This is a genomic window from Gottschalkia acidurici 9a (assembly GCF_000299355.1).
GTDB lineage: Bacteria > Bacillota > Clostridia > Tissierellales > Gottschalkiaceae > Gottschalkia > Gottschalkia acidurici.
The window spans coordinates 2336645-2353008 of record NC_018664.1 but is presented as its reverse complement, the minus strand read 5'-3'; the positions used below and the strand labels follow the sequence as shown (position 1 = coordinate 2353008).

Genomic DNA, 16364 nt, shown 5'->3' with positions numbered 1-16364 from the left:
TCTTCTTTTCCAATGACGCTCTAACTTGCTCACGCGAACTCCTCTTTTAGGAGTCATATGAACAAAAAATTATCGTTTAGCTTTATACCAGTATGAGTAATAACATCATGGTTTATAACAAAATAAATTAGATCTAGAGGCTTGAGTTCTTCTAAAGAGACCTCTTTATACCCTAGATTTTTAATACCTCTCACATATCTGTCAGGATCCTCTAAGTACCATTCTTTATCTACATATTGACCATCATCGCTAGGTAATTCTACACCAAACTCCTTATAGAAAAGAATTAAGAACCCTAAACAGTCTATACCTTCTTCTATTGATCGACCATTGTGAACAAACCTAGCTCCCTTTAACTTGTTTATAATTTGATTTATTTTTTTATTCAAAATATCTCCCCCTGTCATATCTTTCTCTATATACTATGAAAAGAAACACTATAAGTGAAAAGAATATATTCACAGAAATTTAAAAATAGACATATAGTATAAATAGGTATATGAAATGAAATGCAAAAATATACCTAAAGTTATCGACTTATGAAAAGAGGTGAAAAATATGAGTCGTGCTACTTGTTCTTGTTGTGGAAATGGATCACGAAGTGAACTATTATTCTTTTTCTTACTATTGGTAATTTTGTGGTAGTTTTGTTTACACCTTATGGATATAAATACTAACTATGTACAAATAATAAATAGGGTCCATATAGGCCCCTATTTTAACTTTATAAAATGATATGTTATAATGCATCTTATATAAATGTCTATATATGTGGAAAAATTTATAATTTATGATATAATTAGATATTGAAAGTTTTAATTAACTACATAAGGGTATAATAAGAATAACAACAAATGGGAGGTAATTCATATGTTATCACAAAAATTATTAGATGCATTAAATGACCAATTCAATTATGAACTTTTATCTGCACACTATTATATAGCTATGGCAGCTTATTGTGCAGACCAAGATTTAGACGGATTTGCAAATTTCTTTATGGTACAAGCTGAAGAAGAGAGATTCCATGCTATGAAATTTTATAATTATATAAATGAAGTAGATGGAAGAGCTAACTTAGAAGGTATAAGTACACCGAAAAATGACTTCGAATCAATAACTGATGTATTCCAAAATGCCTTAAGCCATGAGAATTCAGTAACTAAAAGAATTTATAATTTAATGGATATAGCACAAGATGAAAGAGAGCACGCCACTATAAGTTTTTTAAGATGGTTTGTAGATGAGCAAATAGAAGAAGAAGCAAGTATGAAGACTATAATAAAAAAACTAGAGAGACTAGGAAATGATAATCACGGATTATTTGTTTTAGATCAGGAACTAGGACAAAGAGTATTTACACCACCGACAAACTAGTATTAATCAAAGAGACCTCAGATAAAATCGGGGTCTCTTTGATTAAGTACTTAAAATCAATTTGAGTAAAATGTAAACCAGGGGGATAAAAGATTGAAAAATTTATATATTAATAAAATAAATAATATAAAAAATAAAATATTGATTCCAACAATTGCTTTGCTATTAGTTTCTATAACGCTATTAGGATTCATAGGATATCATACTCAAAAACAATCTACATATAAAGTTCTAGAGGAAATGCTTACAGCGCAAGTAAATAGTTTTGAACAAAGTATTGAAGAAAATATAAAAACGTCTAAAAAAGCTAAGGAATCAATAAATAATACATTAGTGAATATAGCTAAAAGTATAGAAAGACAAACTAGATTTATACCAGAAGAAGATATGAACAGAAGTCTATCTGAGATATGCAGAGAGCTTAGTATAGATAGAATAAATATAGCTGACGAAACAGGGGTAACTAAATGGAGTAGTGATGAGGATGGCTTAGCATATGATTTTAACTCAGATGAGGAAGCAAGAAAATATCTGTCAGCTATAACCGATAAAACTTTTACTACAATAGATGAAAATATAACTACAGCTGAAGGAAAGGAAATGCACTTTATAGGGGTAGCTAGGCAGGATCGACCAGGATTTATACAAATAGGAATTGAAACATCTTTATTAGATGGAATAAATACTGATGTAGATATATCAAGCATTGCTAGATTAACATCATTTGGAAACGGTGGATATATGATAGTATTAAACTCAGATGGAGTGATACTAAGTCACCAAGATCATAATTTAATAGGTAAAAACATAAAGGAATTTGATTGGGGAGAGAAATTGCTTAAACAATCAAGTGGAAAGTTTGAATTCGAATATCTTAGAAAGAATAACTACATATCATTTAAAAAGTACAATAGTAATACCATAATAGGTGCTACTATACCTTCAGAAGAATATATAAAAGGTATAAATGTATTTATTAGAAATGTATTTATAACAGCAATAGTTACATTGATACTAACGTCTATATTTGTAAATATATTAAACAATAGAGTAATAGTTAAAAGATTAAATAAAGGATTAAAGTACATAAATGAAATAGAAAAAGGAAACTTAAATGCAAATTTTGATGTTGTAGGAAACGATGAGATATCACTTCTCATGAAGGGACTTCATAACATGAATATTAGCTTAAGATCCATATTATCAGAAATTTCAGAATTCGTTGAGAAAGTAGGAAACATGTCTAATACACTATCGGACTCATCAGAGCAGACTACTGTAGCAGGTCAAGAGATTGCAGCATCTGTAGCAGAGATAGCTAGTGGAGCAAATGAACAAGTAAGAGAAGTGCAAGAGGGGATATTGAAGTTAGAGAGGTTATCAGATGCTATGAATGAGATAACACAAGATTCTAGTACAATTGAAGAAAAAGCTATAGAAATACAAAGTCAGAATAGAAGAAATGTTCAAGCTATGTCAGTTTTAAGAGAAAAGTTTATTGATAACGAAAAATCTACTCAGAATGTGACACTTAAGACAAATAGCCTATCAGAAAAATCAGCTCAAATAGAAAATATAATAGAAGTTATAAATGGAATAGCAGAACAAACAAATTTATTAGCTTTAAATGCATCAATAGAAGCAGCTAGGGCTGGGGAAGCTGGGCGAGGATTTTCTGTAGTAGCTGATGAAATAAGGAAGTTAGCAGAGGAATCAATGAGTGCATCTAATAAAATAGAAGTGATAATTAACAGTATAGGGGAAGATATCAGAGAAACAAAGTTGTCTATGCAAGATGTATCTAAAATAGTAGTAGAGGCAAATCATGAATTACACAATACAGTAAATGAATTTGATTTACTAAGGGAATCTAATAATGCTATAGTTAAGCTTATAGGAAATTTACATGAAGTAATTAACAAGTCAAATAAAGACAAAGATGAGGTTATGAAGGCTATGGATGATGTTGCATCTGTATCACAACAAACAGCAGCTTCAACAGAGGAGATATCAGCTTCAACAGAAGAGCAAGCATCTACATTTGAGGGAATTAGTTATATTGCCCAAGAATTAAATCAATTGTCAGAAGGACTAGTAAAAATAGTTGAAAGATTTAATATATAAATATAAAAGCTATCCTAAATATTAGGATAGCTTTTATTTAATGTAGGTAAAATTATTTAGAAGAACCGCTCATGTTTCTTTGAGCCATTTCAACTAAAGACTTAGTCATGTATCCACCAACATAACCATTTTGTCTAGATGTTAAAGTTCCTTTATCTATAGATGAGTAGTTGCTTAGACCTAATTCACTTGCAATTTCTGTCTTCATTTGATTTAAAGCTTGACGAGCTTCAGGAACTACTATTTTATTACTGCTATTTCTATTGTTATTTGACATTTAAATTCATCTCCTCTTAAAATTGAATAATTAATTTGTTTCAATAGTATTATATGTAGAATATAAAGATATAAACTAAGTAAAAATATGAACGTGAACCATAACATGGTATACATAAATTAAAGTAAATTATTAATCTAAGTTTAAAAAAGATAATAAAAGTATTAGCAAATAAATATAAATACATTAGTAAGAGAAATTGACTCATAATAAAGAGGTGTTTAAATGTTGTCGCCAAGTTTAGAAGACTACTTAGAAGAACTATACAGACTAAAAGTAAATAATAAGGAAATAAGAGTTAAAGATATAGCATATTGCTTAGATGTATCTATGCCTTCAGTTGTAAATGGTCTAAGAAGATTAGGTAGATTAGACTATATCATATATGAACCATATGAAAAAATAGAGATCACAGAAAAGGGAAAAAAGAAAGGTAAGTTTTTAGTAATGAGAAACAAGATATTAAAAGATTTTATAGATGTGATAGAATCAGACTGTGATTCAGAAAAGGAAGCAGAAGCAATGGAACATTATCTTAGTATATCTACTATAAAATGTATAGAAAAAATGGTAGCATTTTTAAAAAATAATACTCATATATTAGATAAAATGATAAACTATGAAATAGAAAGTCAACTTAATGATTAACCAAAAACTAATATCATAATAAAAATAAGCAATTATAGAAATCTATAATTGCTTATTTTAACTATGATATTCCAAATAGCTTACCTAGCATACTAACTAGAAATGTTACAACGATGGCAGATAAGGTGGTTATTAAAAGTGTAAATATAGTCCATTTAGTACTATTAGTTTCTTTCTTTATAGTTAAAAGTGTTGTAGCACAAGGAAAATGAAGTAAACTAAATAACATGAAGTTTATTCCTGTTATTATAGTCCATCCATTATTTAAAAGTAAATTTTTAAGAGAATCCAGTGTGTCAAACTCTAACATAGAACCTTTAGACATATAACTCATTATCAAGATAGGTAAGACTATCTCATTGGCAGGAATACCTAAAATAAAAGCCATAAGTATAAAACCATCTAATCCTAGTAATTTTCCAAAAGGATCTAAAATATTTGCAATATAGTTTAACAAGCTTATATCTCCAATAGAAGTATTTGCAATTAACCAAGTTATAGCTCCTGCTGGTGCAGCAACTATAACAGCTCTCCATAGGACAAACAGGGTTCTATCAAGCAAAGATCTTACTAAAATGCGACCTAACTGCGGTTTTCTATATGGCGGTAGTTCTAATGTGAAAGAAGATGGCACACCTTTTAAAACAGTTTTAGATAATAGTTTAGATACTAAAAGAGTAATATATACACCAATAAGAACTAAGAGAACAACAGATAGTGACGCAAGTACAGTAGAATACTTATTAGAAAATGTTCCAATAAATATCATAGACATAGCTATAAGTATTGGAAATCTTCCATTACAAGGAACAAAATTATTAGTAATTATAGCTATAAGTCTTTCACGAGGAGAATCTATTATACGAGATGCAATAACTCCCGCAGCATTACATCCAAATCCCATGCTCATTGTTAGTGCTTGCTTTCCATGAGTTCCTGATTTTCTGAACATATTATCAAGATTAAAGGCTATTCTAGGAAGATAACCAAAGTCTTCTAGTAAGGTGAATATGGGAAAAAATATAGCCATAGGAGGAAGCATTACTGAGACAACCCATCCTAATCCTCTAAACATACCTAATACTAAAATACCATGTAACCATTCAGGGGAATTAAAATAATTAAATAATAAAGTTATTTTATCTTCAAGTTTAAAAAACATGTTTGACAAAAGCTCAGAAGGATAGTTAGATCCGACTATTGTAACCCAAAATACACCTGCTAATAACAAAATCATTATGGGGAAACCTGTTAATCTAGAAGTTAGTATGTTATCTAACTTTTCATCCCACTTGATTTTTCTGTTGTCTTTTACTGTAGTTACACTACTTGCTATACGTTCTGCGTTTTGATATATTGTGGTAACAATATCATCCCCAAGGCTTTTAGATTCTTGCTCCTCTACTAAACACATAAGTTTATCTATATTATTTTTAAAAACACTACTCATCTATATCACCACTCATTCTAGAAGTTAGGATCGAATCAATATTATTCAGAATCTCTTTATCACCATCTAATAATCTAAGAGAAATCCAGCGTTTATTTAATTTGTCATATAAGCTATCTGACAAACGTTTCTGTACTTTAGAAACATAGTTTTCAATATGTTCAGAATATTTAATTTTATATGGAGATGGTACTATTTCTTTCTGAACAACTTTGTATATTACCTCTAGTAAGTCGTCTATACCTTTTCCATCTCTTGCTATAATAGGTATTACAGGAACTCCTAAAAGTTGCTCTAGTTTCTTTATATCTATAGAAATTCCCTTTCGCTTTGCCTCATCCATTAAGTTTAGGCATACAATTACATTATCAGTTATCTCCATAACTTGTAGAGCTAAATTCAAGTTTCTTTCAAGACAAGTGGAATCAGTTATAACTACAGTTAAGTCAGGATGACCAAAGCATATAAAGTCTCTAGCTACTTCTTCTTCAGCAGAATTCGCTAATATAGAATAAGTTCCTGGTAAATCAATTAGTAAGAAGTCTTTATCTTTATATTTAAAACTTCCTTTTGCATTAGTGACAGTTTTACCTGGCCAGTTACCCGTATGCTGTCTAAGTCCAGTTAAACTATTAAATAAGGTACTTTTTCCTGTATTCGGATTTCCTGCAAGAGCTATTATTATTTCATCTTTAGACTTTTTTTCAATACTAAACTTTTCTTTAAGTAGGCTAAATCCAGATGATTGACTAGTTAGACCCATTTCAAAACACCTCTCTCATATTTATAAAATATTAACTTTAATACTTTGAGCCTCTTCATTTCTCAAAGCAATTAAAGAACCTCTTATTCTATAAGCTATAGGATTACCAGAAGGACTAGATCTCTCAATTGTAACTATAGATCCTGGTATAAGTCCTAAGTCCAAAATTCTTCGTCTATGCTCACCTGTGGTCAGGATAGAATCTATTTTAACTACACTACCTATAGGTAGTGTATTAAGAGATTGTGCTTTACTATCCTTCATAAAAAAACCTCCTTTATAATTTTTTATAATATATACAAAAAGTTAGGCTAAACTAAGTTTTAAATATATATATTTTAAAAACAATAGTACAATTAGTCATATACTATGTTGTTTTAACAAAATAGTTACATACAAAAAGCTTCCTTCTAGAATAATTTATTGTTTAAACAATAACTATTACTAGAAAGAAGCTTTTTATTTATAGTATTCTATTTAATGATATTTCTTGCTATCTAATGCTTCTTGAACTATACAGAGTGCCTCTCCAAAACGTTGGAAGTGAACAACCTCTCTTTCTCTTAAAAATCTTAAAGTATCCTTAACGCCAGGATCATCACTTACTCTTATTAAATACTCGTAAGTTGCTCTAGCTTTTTGCTCAGCAGCCATATCTTCATGTAAAGAAGCTATAGGATCGTCTTTAGACTGTATAAATGATGCAGTCCAAGGATGTCCACCGGCATTTGCGGGATATAATGCTTTACCATGGCTTACATAATAAGCTTCGAAAGGTGTTCCCTTTATTTTACTGATAGGAGCATCCTTTATCAGCTTCCAAACTATAGTACCTATCATTTCCCAGTGAGCTAATTCTTAGGTACATAGATGTTATCGTATAACTATTTAGGTATTTTAGGATGGACAACTAACTTGAAGTCATCTGGCTTAGCATGCCATCTTCCACCCACTTCTTTATTATATTCAACTTCAGTTAAAACTTCCTTAAGTAATTCATTTTTCTGATCTGGTGTTTCAAGTGTGTTATATGTCTTTAATATTCTTTCAATCTTAGGAATTATGGTTCTGTCACTTTCTTCTTTTAATCTATTTTGATTTAATTCTTTCTCTAAATTACTTTTATTATCTTTCAGTTTGGATATTTTCTCAGATATGATCTTAGAACGTTCAAGAAATTTCTCTGTTGAGTATATGCCTTGCTCAAGTAGGTCATGAAGTTTATCAGACTGTGTGTTAAGTGTTTCTAGCTCTTCATTTATAGTTTGAATTGATTTTTTAACTACATCTAACTCTAAGCTTAAATTATTGTTATCTGTATTAGAGTTTATTTTTAGTTTATATTTATCTAGCCACTTTTCTAAAGACTCTAATAACTTTTGTTCAACTAAATGTAGTTGAGAACTAACATTAGAGCATTGAGGAACAGGACACATTAAAGTAGCAGGCTGCCTTTCTCCATACGGTCGTCTATTCATATTTCTACCGCACTTACCACACTTGACTATTCCAGCTAGAGAATTTTTAATAGTATATTTTGTAGGAACGGGAACTGATGAATTTTCAGACAGTATTTCTTGTGCCTTATTAAAAGTTTCTTCATCTATTATTGCTTCATGTAAACCGTCTACAATTACTACATCATTAGAACGAGGTCTTTCTTTTATAATTTCACCATCTTTAACTTTCTTAACCTGAGGTCTATGTTTCCATCTTATTTTGCCAATATAGACAGGGTTATTTAAGATTCCTCTTAGAGTAGAAGTTGACCAATATCCACCTTTTGCTGTTGGTATTTTTAATTCTTCTAATCTTCTTACAATTAAAGATACTCCTATATTTTCTTCTGTGTATAATTTGTATATAAGTTTTACTATATCCGACTGTTCAGGATGCGGCTCTAGTGTATAGCCTTTTTCTTTTTCTAGTTTTTTTCTGACATATCCGTATGGGGGAGTATTACCAACGTATTTACCTTCCTTTACACTTTCTAGTCTTCCACGCTGCAAACGTCTATTTATGGTCTTATATTCTCTTCTAGACATAAAAAGGCCAAACTCAAAATATTCTTCATCAAATTCATTATTTGGATCATAAGTTTTGACAGGAGTTATTATTTTAGTATTAGAATATTTAAAAGCCTGTGATACTGTCCCTTGATCTATAGTATCCCCACGGGCTAGACGTTCAACTTCTACAACTAACACACCACTCCATAACTTTTCTTCTACTTCACTTAATAACTGCTGCATGATAGGTCTAGAAGATATAGTTTCACCACTTACAACTTCCTTATATATTTTAGTTATATTTAATTTTAGTTTTCTAGCTAGATCTAATAATATCTTCTCATGCCTAGCAAGAGTTTCACCTTCTCCTCGCTGTTCAGCTTCCTCATCAGATCTAGATTTACGGAGATATATACAATATTGCATATCAAAGCTCCTTTCAAGATATAAATTGTTTATTTACCTTATTACATCATACTTTTATTATTATTTATCTATTGTAAATAATATGTTATACTGGGGATAAGATATTATTTAAGAAGAAATATATGTCAACCTGTAGTAGTGTAAAAAATACTGAGGTTAGACAAACTTAGATGTAATCACACTTGAAATTGATTTTATATAAAATATAATTAATTAATACATAATATTTCGACAAAAAGTGAATAGGTAGACAGAAAACATATTTATAGTAAAGAAAAATCGATATACACAGAATAACGGGTATTAATAGAACTAGAGTAGAATGTAAATTAAAGCCACAGACCTTCAGCTCTAAGCTGAACAACTGTATTAATAGAACTAGAGTAGAATGTAAATATCCATTCTTTTCTTAGCATTAGAACCCCAGTCTCTGTATTAATAGAACTAGAGTAGAATGTAAATCCTTACAAGAATCAAGTGTTCGTAAAATTTCTTTTCTTGTATTAATAGAACTAGAGTAGAATGTAAATCCTTATTTATAATTATATAACATAGACGTCTAGACGTGTATTAATAGAACTAGAGTAGAATGTAAATTATAATTAAAAATATCAAAACTTGTACAAACTGTAATTGTATTAATAGAACTAGAGTAGAATGTAAATCAATGTAGACGTGAGAAATGGATTTAGATTCGATATTGTATTAATAGAACTAGAGTAGAATGTAAATTAGCATTTAAGGTAAAAGAAAAAGTAGTATCAATAGTATTAATAGAACTAGAGTAGAATGTAAATTTTTCTCCTTGATAAGTGGATTTCCAGTCGCAAGAGTATTAATAGAACTAGAGTAGAATGTAAATGTGTCAATAATGATCTAAGAAGTGTACTCTTGTATTAATAGAACTAGAGTAGAATGTAAATTTTGTAGCGTAATCGTTATTTTTTTAGTTACATACTGTGTATTAATAGAACTATATTAGAAATTTAATAATCATTTGTTTTACTTGTAGAGTTATAGTAGATTATAAGCTTTCTATTTTCACTTGTGGTATAATTTTTATATCAAAGTATTAATGGAACTAGAATAGAATGTAAATGTTGATGATACTGGAATAAAGTTTTTAACACATAAGTATTAATAGAACTAAAATAGAGTGTAAAGACTGTAAGTAGTCCTGTATTTACTATAATACTTTGTGTATTAATAGAACTACATTAGAATGTAAAGTTTTTAAAAACTTATTAATTTATAGTCATTGTACCAGCATTAATAGAACTACAATAGAATGTAAATTCGGCTGTGAAAGGTGTTCTTATCTCCATTTCTTTGTATTAATAGAACTATATTAGAATATAATATACTTTCTTATCAATACCTAATTTTACGAAATTATTAAAAAACAAAAGAGTCAACATATTGTATATACAATATGTTGACTCTTTTTAAATAAGATCACGAGTTAGTAAAACTTATTTGTCTTATTTTTTACTGAAATTTTTAAACAACATAATGAACATCGTTACTCCAATCGCATTTTGCAAGAGAGAATCTCCTTCAAAACAGTTCCACAACTTCTGCGATAAAAAATTTAATCCTAAGAAAATAAGAAAAAACTTTAAGTGATCTAGAATCCACTTTAAGTACTTATTCATATGAATATTGATCTTTTATAATAACTATTAAAATTATAAACTTTCTTTAGATTTTAATAGTTCAACTACTTTTCTAAATATTATTATTTAAGTATATCTAGAGCCCAAAATACTGCATTTAGATAATTTAAATTCTTAAATGAAATAATAATAGTAATTAATGATAAAATATTTAAGGTAGCTCCTATTCCAGATATTATCTTTTGTTCAGATTTTATTATGTCTATTATTCCCAAAATAGTCCCAAGCAAATTTATCACTAAAGTGATAAAGATAGTAACGAAAGAAAATAAGATGAACAATATATTTTCAGACACCCAGTCACCAGATAAGAAGGCTGCTATTACATTAGTAAAAAACAAATAACAATTGATATTGACATAATTATTGAACGATTGCTCAGTTTAGATCTATCAGTGAAGTGCCTAATTTTATCCATTACCGCAAATCTCCCTTCAATTATGTTTAAAATGTTTCTCAATAATTTCTACATGTACTAAATACTCATCATAACTCTTATCTTAGACTAAGAAATGTTTACAATGAATATCCAAATTGAAGTATGTATATTAAATTTCAAACCTTTTAAATACTGCTAAAAGTCAAAAATATTAAATATATTTTTATTTAAGTTAAATTTTCATTTTTCCTTCTTCCTCTTTGTTCAGCTTCTAACTCAAGCCTATAAGCTTCAAGCTCTTTATTAATATCGCTTTCTTCATCCTTAATAACAGCTATTTCTGAATGATTATCAAACACGGCCTTTAAAGATGTTATGATATCTTTACGAATATCACTATTAAGATTTATATAAGCTTTAACAATATCTAACTCCAAATCAGATAGATTATTTTGTTTAGCATAGTCATCAAGTGAAAAGGTATCAGCTTGAATGAACATTTCTCCTTTACCATATCTAAGCCAATCTTCATTTATACTAAATTCAGTACATATAAGCTTTACTGTTCTATCAGTTATATCTCTTAAGCCTTTTTCTAAAGCTGAAATACTTGCTTTGCTCATTTCGATTCTTGAGCCAAAATCATGTTGGTTAAGTTTCAAATCCTTTCTTAACATTAACAATCTTTCTTTCAATGCAATTACCTCCTTATGGAAATATATTAGCATAACAATTCCCGTTTGTAAATAAAAAGGTTAATATATTCTACAAGAGGGAATGCAATATCTATATACAAGAAAAAGCAGCAACCAACAGGGGAAGTTTATAGTGAGAGGAGTGTGAAAAGACATGGATATTTTAATAAAAAATGAAGAAAAACCAGTACTAGATGAAATAGTAAGGATTATAAAACAATCAAGTATTCAGAAACAACAACTAATTCTTACACATCTAGAAGGCTTTAATCAAGGTTATGTATATAGGAAAATGGAGGAAATAAAGCAAAGAGACAGAGAAAAAGAGTCAGCTTAAGATATAGTTACTTTTTATTAAGAGGGCTATTTAAGAAATACTTCTGTCAACAAGATGAAAGAGTGATATGACAAATAATGAAAACTGAATAGGGGGTATTGAATGAAGAATATAGATTTGATAACTATGATGTCAAGTATCATATGTTCTATTGCAGTAGTAAAAATATATATAATTTCTGAAATAAATAAGTTTATTAAAAAAGAAGAAAAGATTTATAAAGAATTTTTAAAAGAAGTAGAAGAAATGAATAAAAAGATTGAATCAACTATCAATACAAATCTACAACTGGTAGAGGAGGTGAGGGATATATCAAAAGAGAAACTAGATTGGCTCAAAAGTATAGATGCTATTGATATAAGTAATTATAATTACATGATAATGAGCAATGAACACGTATATTCTAAAGAATATTTGGAATATAAATCATTAGAAGAAATCAAAACAGAATATGAATCACTTTATTCAAATATAAGCCCTAATAATATCTTTAAATATTTAGCTAATGAGAGAAATGGGTAGTCCTACAACTGATTCAAAACTAAGTATTAATAACGATAGGATGGACAAACAGAGCAATGAAAATAAGAAAGAGGAGTTAAATAATATAATGAACTCTATAAAGCCTCAAAATATTTTGCAGTATAGTACAACCAGAGCTTTTCATAAGTATTATAAAGGGGGAATGAAGTATGAAGAAATACGATGCAACTTACAAGCTAGGAAATACTACAGTACACATAGTAGCACCGCCACCATTAACAGAGGATGATTGGAATAAAATTAAAAAAGGACTCAATAGGCTGGGACTTGAAATCTGGAGGGAAGATTCAGGGGAAGATGAAGAAGGGGAGGAGGTATAAAATTGCAAATTATCAATATAGACAAAAAGACGTGTAGTAGCTATAAAGTATATCGCAGTGAAAAAAGTTTTAATTATCAAAAATGGTGTGACTTAATAAAAAGGAAAAAGCCCTTCGGAGCTGGTACTCCAAAGAGCTTAAATTAAAAAAATATTCAATACGTACATTATAGCATAAAGGAGAAAAAGTTGTCATGCTAAAAATAAACGATGATATCAAAAAAGTTTAAAAAGAAATAGCAATTAGATAAAAGAGTGGCAAGAAAAAAAGAAATTACTTTTGAATGATTTAGATTATGTAGATGAACAAATATTAGGCTTAAGAATGTGTAACAGAGATATGCTAGGTAAAGTATATTGTCAACTAGTGTCTATGGAAATTATAGAAGACATTATAAATACTCATAAACCTTTAGGCTTATTTTGGACAAAAGATACCAAGGCTAATTTATATATAGCAGTAAATAATAATATAGGGAAAGCTTATAAAAAAGAGTTCAAATCACTAGAAGAATGTATAAATTGGTTAATGAAGAAGGAAGTATAGTGATGTATAGAGAGACAGTAGAATCACTAAGAAAAGTAGAATTAGCCATAGATACTTTAAATGATTAGAAGGTGATGAAGCAATTACAGATGATGAAATTTTAAAAATAATAGAACCTTCAACTGAACGCTTACATGAACTTAGAATGAGATTAAAATTAGATATTAATAACTATCAAGAGGACAAGTATTCACTAAAAGAAGATAAAACAGATATTTTTAGTAAGATGGCAAAAAGATATTAAAAATGAAAAAGATTATAAAAGAATGGAAATACAGACTTAAAAATATAGATGAAAACTTAGAGATACACATAAGAGCAACTGAGAATAAAGAATATACAAAAGATATGAGGGACTATGCAAGAAGTAGAGTAATTAGCCTAACCGAATATAAAAATCTTATAGAAAGTACAATAGAAGCACTTGAGAAAGTGAAACAGGAGGTGTAGAAAGTGAATATAAGAACATTGAGAGCTGATGAAATAGAGTGTAGAGTACAAACAGTAAAGCAAAATGGATGTTCTTTGCTTCTATTTAAAGATGCAAGATGTGATATGAAAATATTAGATGAAACCTTTGGGATAATGGGATGCAAAGAAAGCATGAGCTTAAAAATAATAACTTGTTTTGTACTATATCAGTCTGAGATAAGGAGAAACAAATGTGGATAAGTAAACAAGATGTTGGAGTTGAAAGCTATGCAGAAAAAGAAAAAGGGCAAGCATCAGATAGCTTTAAAAGAGCATGTTTTAACTTAGGTATAGGAAGAGAGCTTTATACAGCTCCTTTTATATGGATTAGTCTAAATAGTAATGAGATAACTGAAAACAGAGGAAAGTATAATGTTAAAACAAAGTTTAGAGTTAAAGAAATAAGTTATAACGAAAACAAAGAAATAGATAGACTTGTGATAGTTGATAACCAAGGAACAGTAAGATATGAGACAGGAAAGCATATAAAAGCAGATAATACGAGCAGTAAAAGCAACACTGAAAAAGATAAAGAAACAGAATATAAGTGCTTAGAATGTGGAGTAGATATTACACAGGCAGTAAATGCATATAGCAATAATAAATTTGGACGAGCATTGTGTAGAGATTGTCAAAATAAGCAAAGGTAGATGAGATTATGAGAAGATACACCTATGAAGAATATCTATGAATATGTTATTGGAATGATGAAAAACCAATGACTGAGAAAGAGTATGTAGAGTTTTTAGAAACTAATTATGAGTAAATAAATATAGGGGCCTCTCTAAGGAGAGGCTCTTTTAGCAAATGAAAAAGGTGATTTATATGGCAGATTACTTAAAAGGTGAAATAGGGGATATCAGAAAAAAAGGGTTTGGAATGATACCAAAAGTAGTGATGTTAGATGAAAGAGTTAGCATAGAAGCTAAAGCTATATATGCCTATATGGCAGGCTATGCAGGAGCAGGAGATACAGCCTTTCCCGGAGTTGAGAAAATGATAAAAGATTTGGGAATAGACGCAAATAGATTTTACAAGCATAGAAAAATATTAGTTAGCCTTGGTTATATAACTATCACAAGGACTAGAAAAGAGGTCAAAAGAGATAATAATGTTTACACGCTAAATCAAATGGTCATTGAAAATCAACCTCTTCAAAATGCAGATATAGAAAATGAAGATGTTGAAATTCAACGTATTGAAAATGAATATGCTAATAATAACAGTTTTTTAAAAGCAACAGTATTAAAAAACAACAACTACAAAAAGAGAAAAAGAAAAGCAGTTGTTATAGTAGTGGTCTAGAAAAAAGAAACAATCTAAAATAGATCTAGATACAGATAAAGAGTTTGGAGAACTAGTAAAGCTATATCAAGAGTGTATAGGGCAACCTAATGGATTAACTGTTAACTGGATAAGTCAAATGCTAGAGAAATATGGTTTTGAATGGTGTAAGAATACAATGTTAATAGCAGAAGAACAGGGCAAGAGAAGTAAAAGCTATGTAAAAGGTATTTTAGAAAACTGGAAAAATAAAGTTGGAATGCAGTTAGAGAAAAAAGATAATCTCATCTAAACACCTAATAATCAATTACCAAAAATTAAAACTAAATTTCACAACTTTGAACAACGGACAAGTAAGTATAGTTCAGAGCAGCTAGAAAACAAGACTTTAAACATAAGGAGAAATAATGATAAAGAAATACCAAGGCTAGTTGATAGGTGAGGAGGATAACCTTGAAGTCTATAGAGAAAGACATAGTAATTGTAACGGAGGAAGTAGAAAGACTGTGAGGAGAAAATCCAAACTGGACTTTAAAGAAAGCAATTGAAGTAGTTAAGGAGATAATGGGGGCTGAGCAATTTGATTAATTATAAAAAATATGAAGTATGTAAATAAGTGTAAGCTCTTTGAAGAAGAGGTTATAAGGTCTAATGAGAGCTATGAATATAAAAAAATAGCTTTAATACAGAAAATAAACACACCTTGGAAAGTTATAAGAAATGGGAAGAAGATAGTCTCAGCCTTTCCAGAAGGCAAAAGTACTTTAGATTTTAGAGGTACTGTAAAAGGTGGAGTATCAATATCATTTGATTGTAAAGAAAGTGAAGATGATAGAGGATTGCCACTAAGTTACATACAACCTCATCAGATAGAATATATAAGAAAAGCTCTAGATATGGATGAAGCAAGCTTTATCTTATTCTATATAAAAGCTTATAATAAAAGGTTTTTCATAGGTGGGCAAATTGTTATAAGTTATTGGGATAGATGGCAATAGAACAAAGGAAAGAGAGGATTTAACTTTATACCAATAGGGGA

Annotated in this window: 20 protein-coding genes, 1 pseudogene and 1 CRISPR repeat array; of the genes and pseudogenes, 13 read left to right on the top strand and 8 right to left on the bottom strand. The window is 29.3% G+C overall.

From position 1 onward, the window contains the following. Window positions 1–53: 53 nt before the first annotated feature. Window positions 54–389 (bottom strand): C40 family peptidase, encoded by a 336-nt coding sequence (locus tag CURI_RS11125; RefSeq protein WP_228370421.1) that lies wholly within the window; start codon window positions 387–389, stop codon window positions 54–56. Between the two features lie 481 nt (window positions 390–870). Between CURI_RS11125 and CURI_RS11120 the strand changes: the two genes are divergently transcribed. Both CURI_RS11120 and CURI_RS11115 read left to right on the top strand, forming a co-directional pair. After that, window positions 871–1377: a ferritin gene (locus CURI_RS11120; RefSeq protein WP_014968362.1), complete on the top strand. Its 507-nt coding sequence runs from the start codon at window positions 871–873 to the stop codon at window positions 1375–1377. Between the two features lie 93 nt (window positions 1378–1470). Next, entirely contained in the window at window positions 1471–3501 is a 2031-nt protein-coding gene (locus CURI_RS11115) for a methyl-accepting chemotaxis protein (RefSeq protein WP_014968361.1), read from the top strand. A gap of 52 nt (window positions 3502–3553) precedes the next feature. Here CURI_RS11115 and CURI_RS11110 read toward each other — a convergent pair whose 3' ends face one another. Next, window positions 3554–3778, bottom strand: coding sequence for an alpha/beta-type small acid-soluble spore protein (locus tag CURI_RS11110; RefSeq protein WP_014968360.1), 225 nt, complete (start codon window positions 3776–3778; stop codon window positions 3554–3556). A gap of 225 nt (window positions 3779–4003) precedes the next feature. On the opposite strand from CURI_RS11110, the gene CURI_RS11100 reads away from it, so the two are divergent. Then, window positions 4004–4426: a metal-dependent transcriptional regulator gene (locus tag CURI_RS11100; RefSeq protein ID WP_014968359.1), complete on the top strand. Its 423-nt coding sequence runs from the start codon at window positions 4004–4006 to the stop codon at window positions 4424–4426. A 61-nt stretch (window positions 4427–4487) separates the two neighbouring features. On the opposite strand, the gene CURI_RS15915 is transcribed toward CURI_RS11100, so the two are convergent. The 6 genes and pseudogenes from CURI_RS15915 to CURI_RS11070 form a co-directional block, all read right to left on the bottom strand. Beyond that, window positions 4488–5876: a nucleoside recognition domain-containing protein gene (locus CURI_RS15915; RefSeq protein ID WP_014968358.1), complete on the bottom strand. Its 1389-nt coding sequence runs from the start codon at window positions 5874–5876 to the stop codon at window positions 4488–4490. Beyond that, a complete protein-coding gene (locus tag CURI_RS15910; protein WP_014968357.1) occupies window positions 5869–6639 on the bottom strand; it encodes a FeoB small GTPase domain-containing protein in 771 nt (256 codons plus the stop codon). Before CURI_RS15910 ends, CURI_RS15915 begins: the two co-directional genes overlap by 8 nt. Before the next feature lie 21 nt (window positions 6640–6660). After that, on the bottom strand, window positions 6661–6903 hold the full coding sequence (locus CURI_RS11085) for a FeoA family protein (protein WP_014968356.1): 243 nt from the start codon (window positions 6901–6903) through the stop codon (window positions 6661–6663). Between the two features lie 213 nt (window positions 6904–7116). After that, window positions 7117–7485, bottom strand: a pseudogene (locus tag CURI_RS11080) (manganese catalase family protein); the annotation flags it as partial. A 38-nt stretch (window positions 7486–7523) separates the two neighbouring features. Continuing rightward, window positions 7524–9074 (bottom strand): recombinase family protein, encoded by a 1551-nt coding sequence (locus tag CURI_RS11075; RefSeq protein WP_014968354.1) that lies wholly within the window; start codon window positions 9072–9074, stop codon window positions 7524–7526. A gap of 300 nt (window positions 9075–9374) precedes the next feature. Continuing rightward, window positions 9375–10065: direct repeats of the CRISPR family, unit length 30 nt; unit sequence GTATTAATAGAACTAGAGTAGAATGTAAAT. Window positions 10066–11356: 1291 nt separating this feature from the next. Continuing rightward, on the bottom strand, window positions 11357–11824 hold the full coding sequence (locus CURI_RS11070) for a helix-turn-helix domain-containing protein (RefSeq protein ID WP_014968353.1): 468 nt from the start codon (window positions 11822–11824) through the stop codon (window positions 11357–11359). A 154-nt stretch (window positions 11825–11978) separates the two neighbouring features. Here CURI_RS11070 and CURI_RS11065 point away from each other — a divergent pair, with 154 nt between their 5' ends. The 10 genes from CURI_RS11065 (at window position 11979) to CURI_RS11035 (ending at window position 16323) form a co-directional block, all read left to right on the top strand. Then, window positions 11979–12161: a hypothetical protein gene (locus CURI_RS11065; protein WP_041701797.1), complete on the top strand. Its 183-nt coding sequence runs from the start codon at window positions 11979–11981 to the stop codon at window positions 12159–12161. A 102-nt stretch (window positions 12162–12263) separates the two neighbouring features. Beyond that, window positions 12264–12683: a hypothetical protein gene (locus tag CURI_RS11060; protein WP_014968352.1), complete on the top strand. Its 420-nt coding sequence runs from the start codon at window positions 12264–12266 to the stop codon at window positions 12681–12683. Window positions 12684–12853: 170 nt separating this feature from the next. Then, a complete protein-coding gene (locus CURI_RS15570) occupies window positions 12854–13024 on the top strand; it encodes a hypothetical protein (RefSeq protein WP_014968351.1) in 171 nt (56 codons plus the stop codon). Between the two features lie 279 nt (window positions 13025–13303). After that, window positions 13304–13570, top strand: coding sequence for a hypothetical protein (locus CURI_RS11055; RefSeq protein ID WP_014968350.1), 267 nt, complete (start codon window positions 13304–13306; stop codon window positions 13568–13570). A 246-nt stretch (window positions 13571–13816) separates the two neighbouring features. Next, window positions 13817–14020, top strand: coding sequence for a hypothetical protein (locus tag CURI_RS11050; RefSeq protein ID WP_014968349.1), 204 nt, complete (start codon window positions 13817–13819; stop codon window positions 14018–14020). 3 nt (window positions 14021–14023) lie between these two features. After that, window positions 14024–14242 carry a hypothetical protein gene (locus CURI_RS16185; RefSeq protein ID WP_228370420.1) on the top strand — a complete coding sequence of 73 codons (219 nt, stop codon included), beginning with the start codon at window positions 14024–14026 and terminating at the stop codon, window positions 14240–14242. Continuing rightward, the gene (locus CURI_RS11045) at window positions 14233–14691 is read left to right on the top strand and encodes a hypothetical protein (protein ID WP_014968348.1); all 459 of its coding nucleotides are present in this window, start codon (window positions 14233–14235) and stop codon (window positions 14689–14691) included. Before CURI_RS16185 ends, CURI_RS11045 begins: the two co-directional genes overlap by 10 nt. 157 nt (window positions 14692–14848) lie before the next feature. Further along, window positions 14849–15346 carry a helix-turn-helix domain-containing protein gene (locus CURI_RS11040; protein WP_014968347.1) on the top strand — a complete coding sequence of 166 codons (498 nt, stop codon included), beginning with the start codon at window positions 14849–14851 and terminating at the stop codon, window positions 15344–15346. A gap of 19 nt (window positions 15347–15365) precedes the next feature. Further along, the gene (locus CURI_RS15680; RefSeq protein ID WP_144276026.1) at window positions 15366–15617 is read left to right on the top strand and encodes a DnaD domain protein; all 252 of its coding nucleotides are present in this window, start codon (window positions 15366–15368) and stop codon (window positions 15615–15617) included. Between the two features lie 307 nt (window positions 15618–15924). Beyond that, a complete protein-coding gene (locus CURI_RS11035) occupies window positions 15925–16323 on the top strand; it encodes a Holliday junction resolvase RecU (protein WP_014968345.1) in 399 nt (132 codons plus the stop codon). Window positions 16324–16364 lie beyond the last annotated feature (41 nt).

What these genes read in the sequence shown, in the direction of transcription:
- CURI_RS15570 (WP_014968351.1), top strand. Translation starts at nt 12,854, where the DNA reads ATGAAGAAATACGATGCAACTTACAAGCTAGGAAATACTACAGTACAC.
- CURI_RS11100 (WP_014968359.1), top strand. Translation starts at nt 4,004, where the DNA reads ATGTTGTCGCCAAGTTTAGAAGACTACTTAGAAGAACTATACAGACTA.
- CURI_RS15915 (WP_014968358.1), bottom strand. Translation starts at nt 5,876, where the DNA reads ATGAGTAGTGTTTTTAAAAATAATATAGATAAACTTATGTGTTTAGTA.
- CURI_RS11110 (WP_014968360.1), bottom strand. Translation starts at nt 3,778, where the DNA reads ATGTCAAATAACAATAGAAATAGCAGTAATAAAATAGTAGTTCCTGAA.
- CURI_RS15910 (WP_014968357.1), bottom strand. Translation starts at nt 6,639, where the DNA reads ATGGGTCTAACTAGTCAATCATCTGGATTTAGCCTACTTAAAGAAAAG.
- CURI_RS11065 (WP_041701797.1), top strand. Translation starts at nt 11,979, where the DNA reads ATGGATATTTTAATAAAAAATGAAGAAAAACCAGTACTAGATGAAATA.
- CURI_RS11060 (WP_014968352.1), top strand. Translation starts at nt 12,264, where the DNA reads ATGAAGAATATAGATTTGATAACTATGATGTCAAGTATCATATGTTCT.
- CURI_RS11050 (WP_014968349.1), top strand. Translation starts at nt 13,817, where the DNA reads ATGAAAAAGATTATAAAAGAATGGAAATACAGACTTAAAAATATAGAT.
- CURI_RS11075 (WP_014968354.1), bottom strand. Translation starts at nt 9,074, where the DNA reads ATGCAATATTGTATATATCTCCGTAAATCTAGATCTGATGAGGAAGCT.
- CURI_RS11085 (WP_014968356.1), bottom strand. Translation starts at nt 6,903, where the DNA reads ATGAAGGATAGTAAAGCACAATCTCTTAATACACTACCTATAGGTAGT.
- CURI_RS11035 (WP_014968345.1), top strand. Translation starts at nt 15,925, where the DNA reads ATGAAGTATGTAAATAAGTGTAAGCTCTTTGAAGAAGAGGTTATAAGG.
- CURI_RS11120 (WP_014968362.1), top strand. Translation starts at nt 871, where the DNA reads ATGTTATCACAAAAATTATTAGATGCATTAAATGACCAATTCAATTAT.
- CURI_RS11040 (WP_014968347.1), top strand. Translation starts at nt 14,849, where the DNA reads ATGAAAAAGGTGATTTATATGGCAGATTACTTAAAAGGTGAAATAGGG.
- CURI_RS11045 (WP_014968348.1), top strand. Translation starts at nt 14,233, where the DNA reads ATGTGGATAAGTAAACAAGATGTTGGAGTTGAAAGCTATGCAGAAAAA.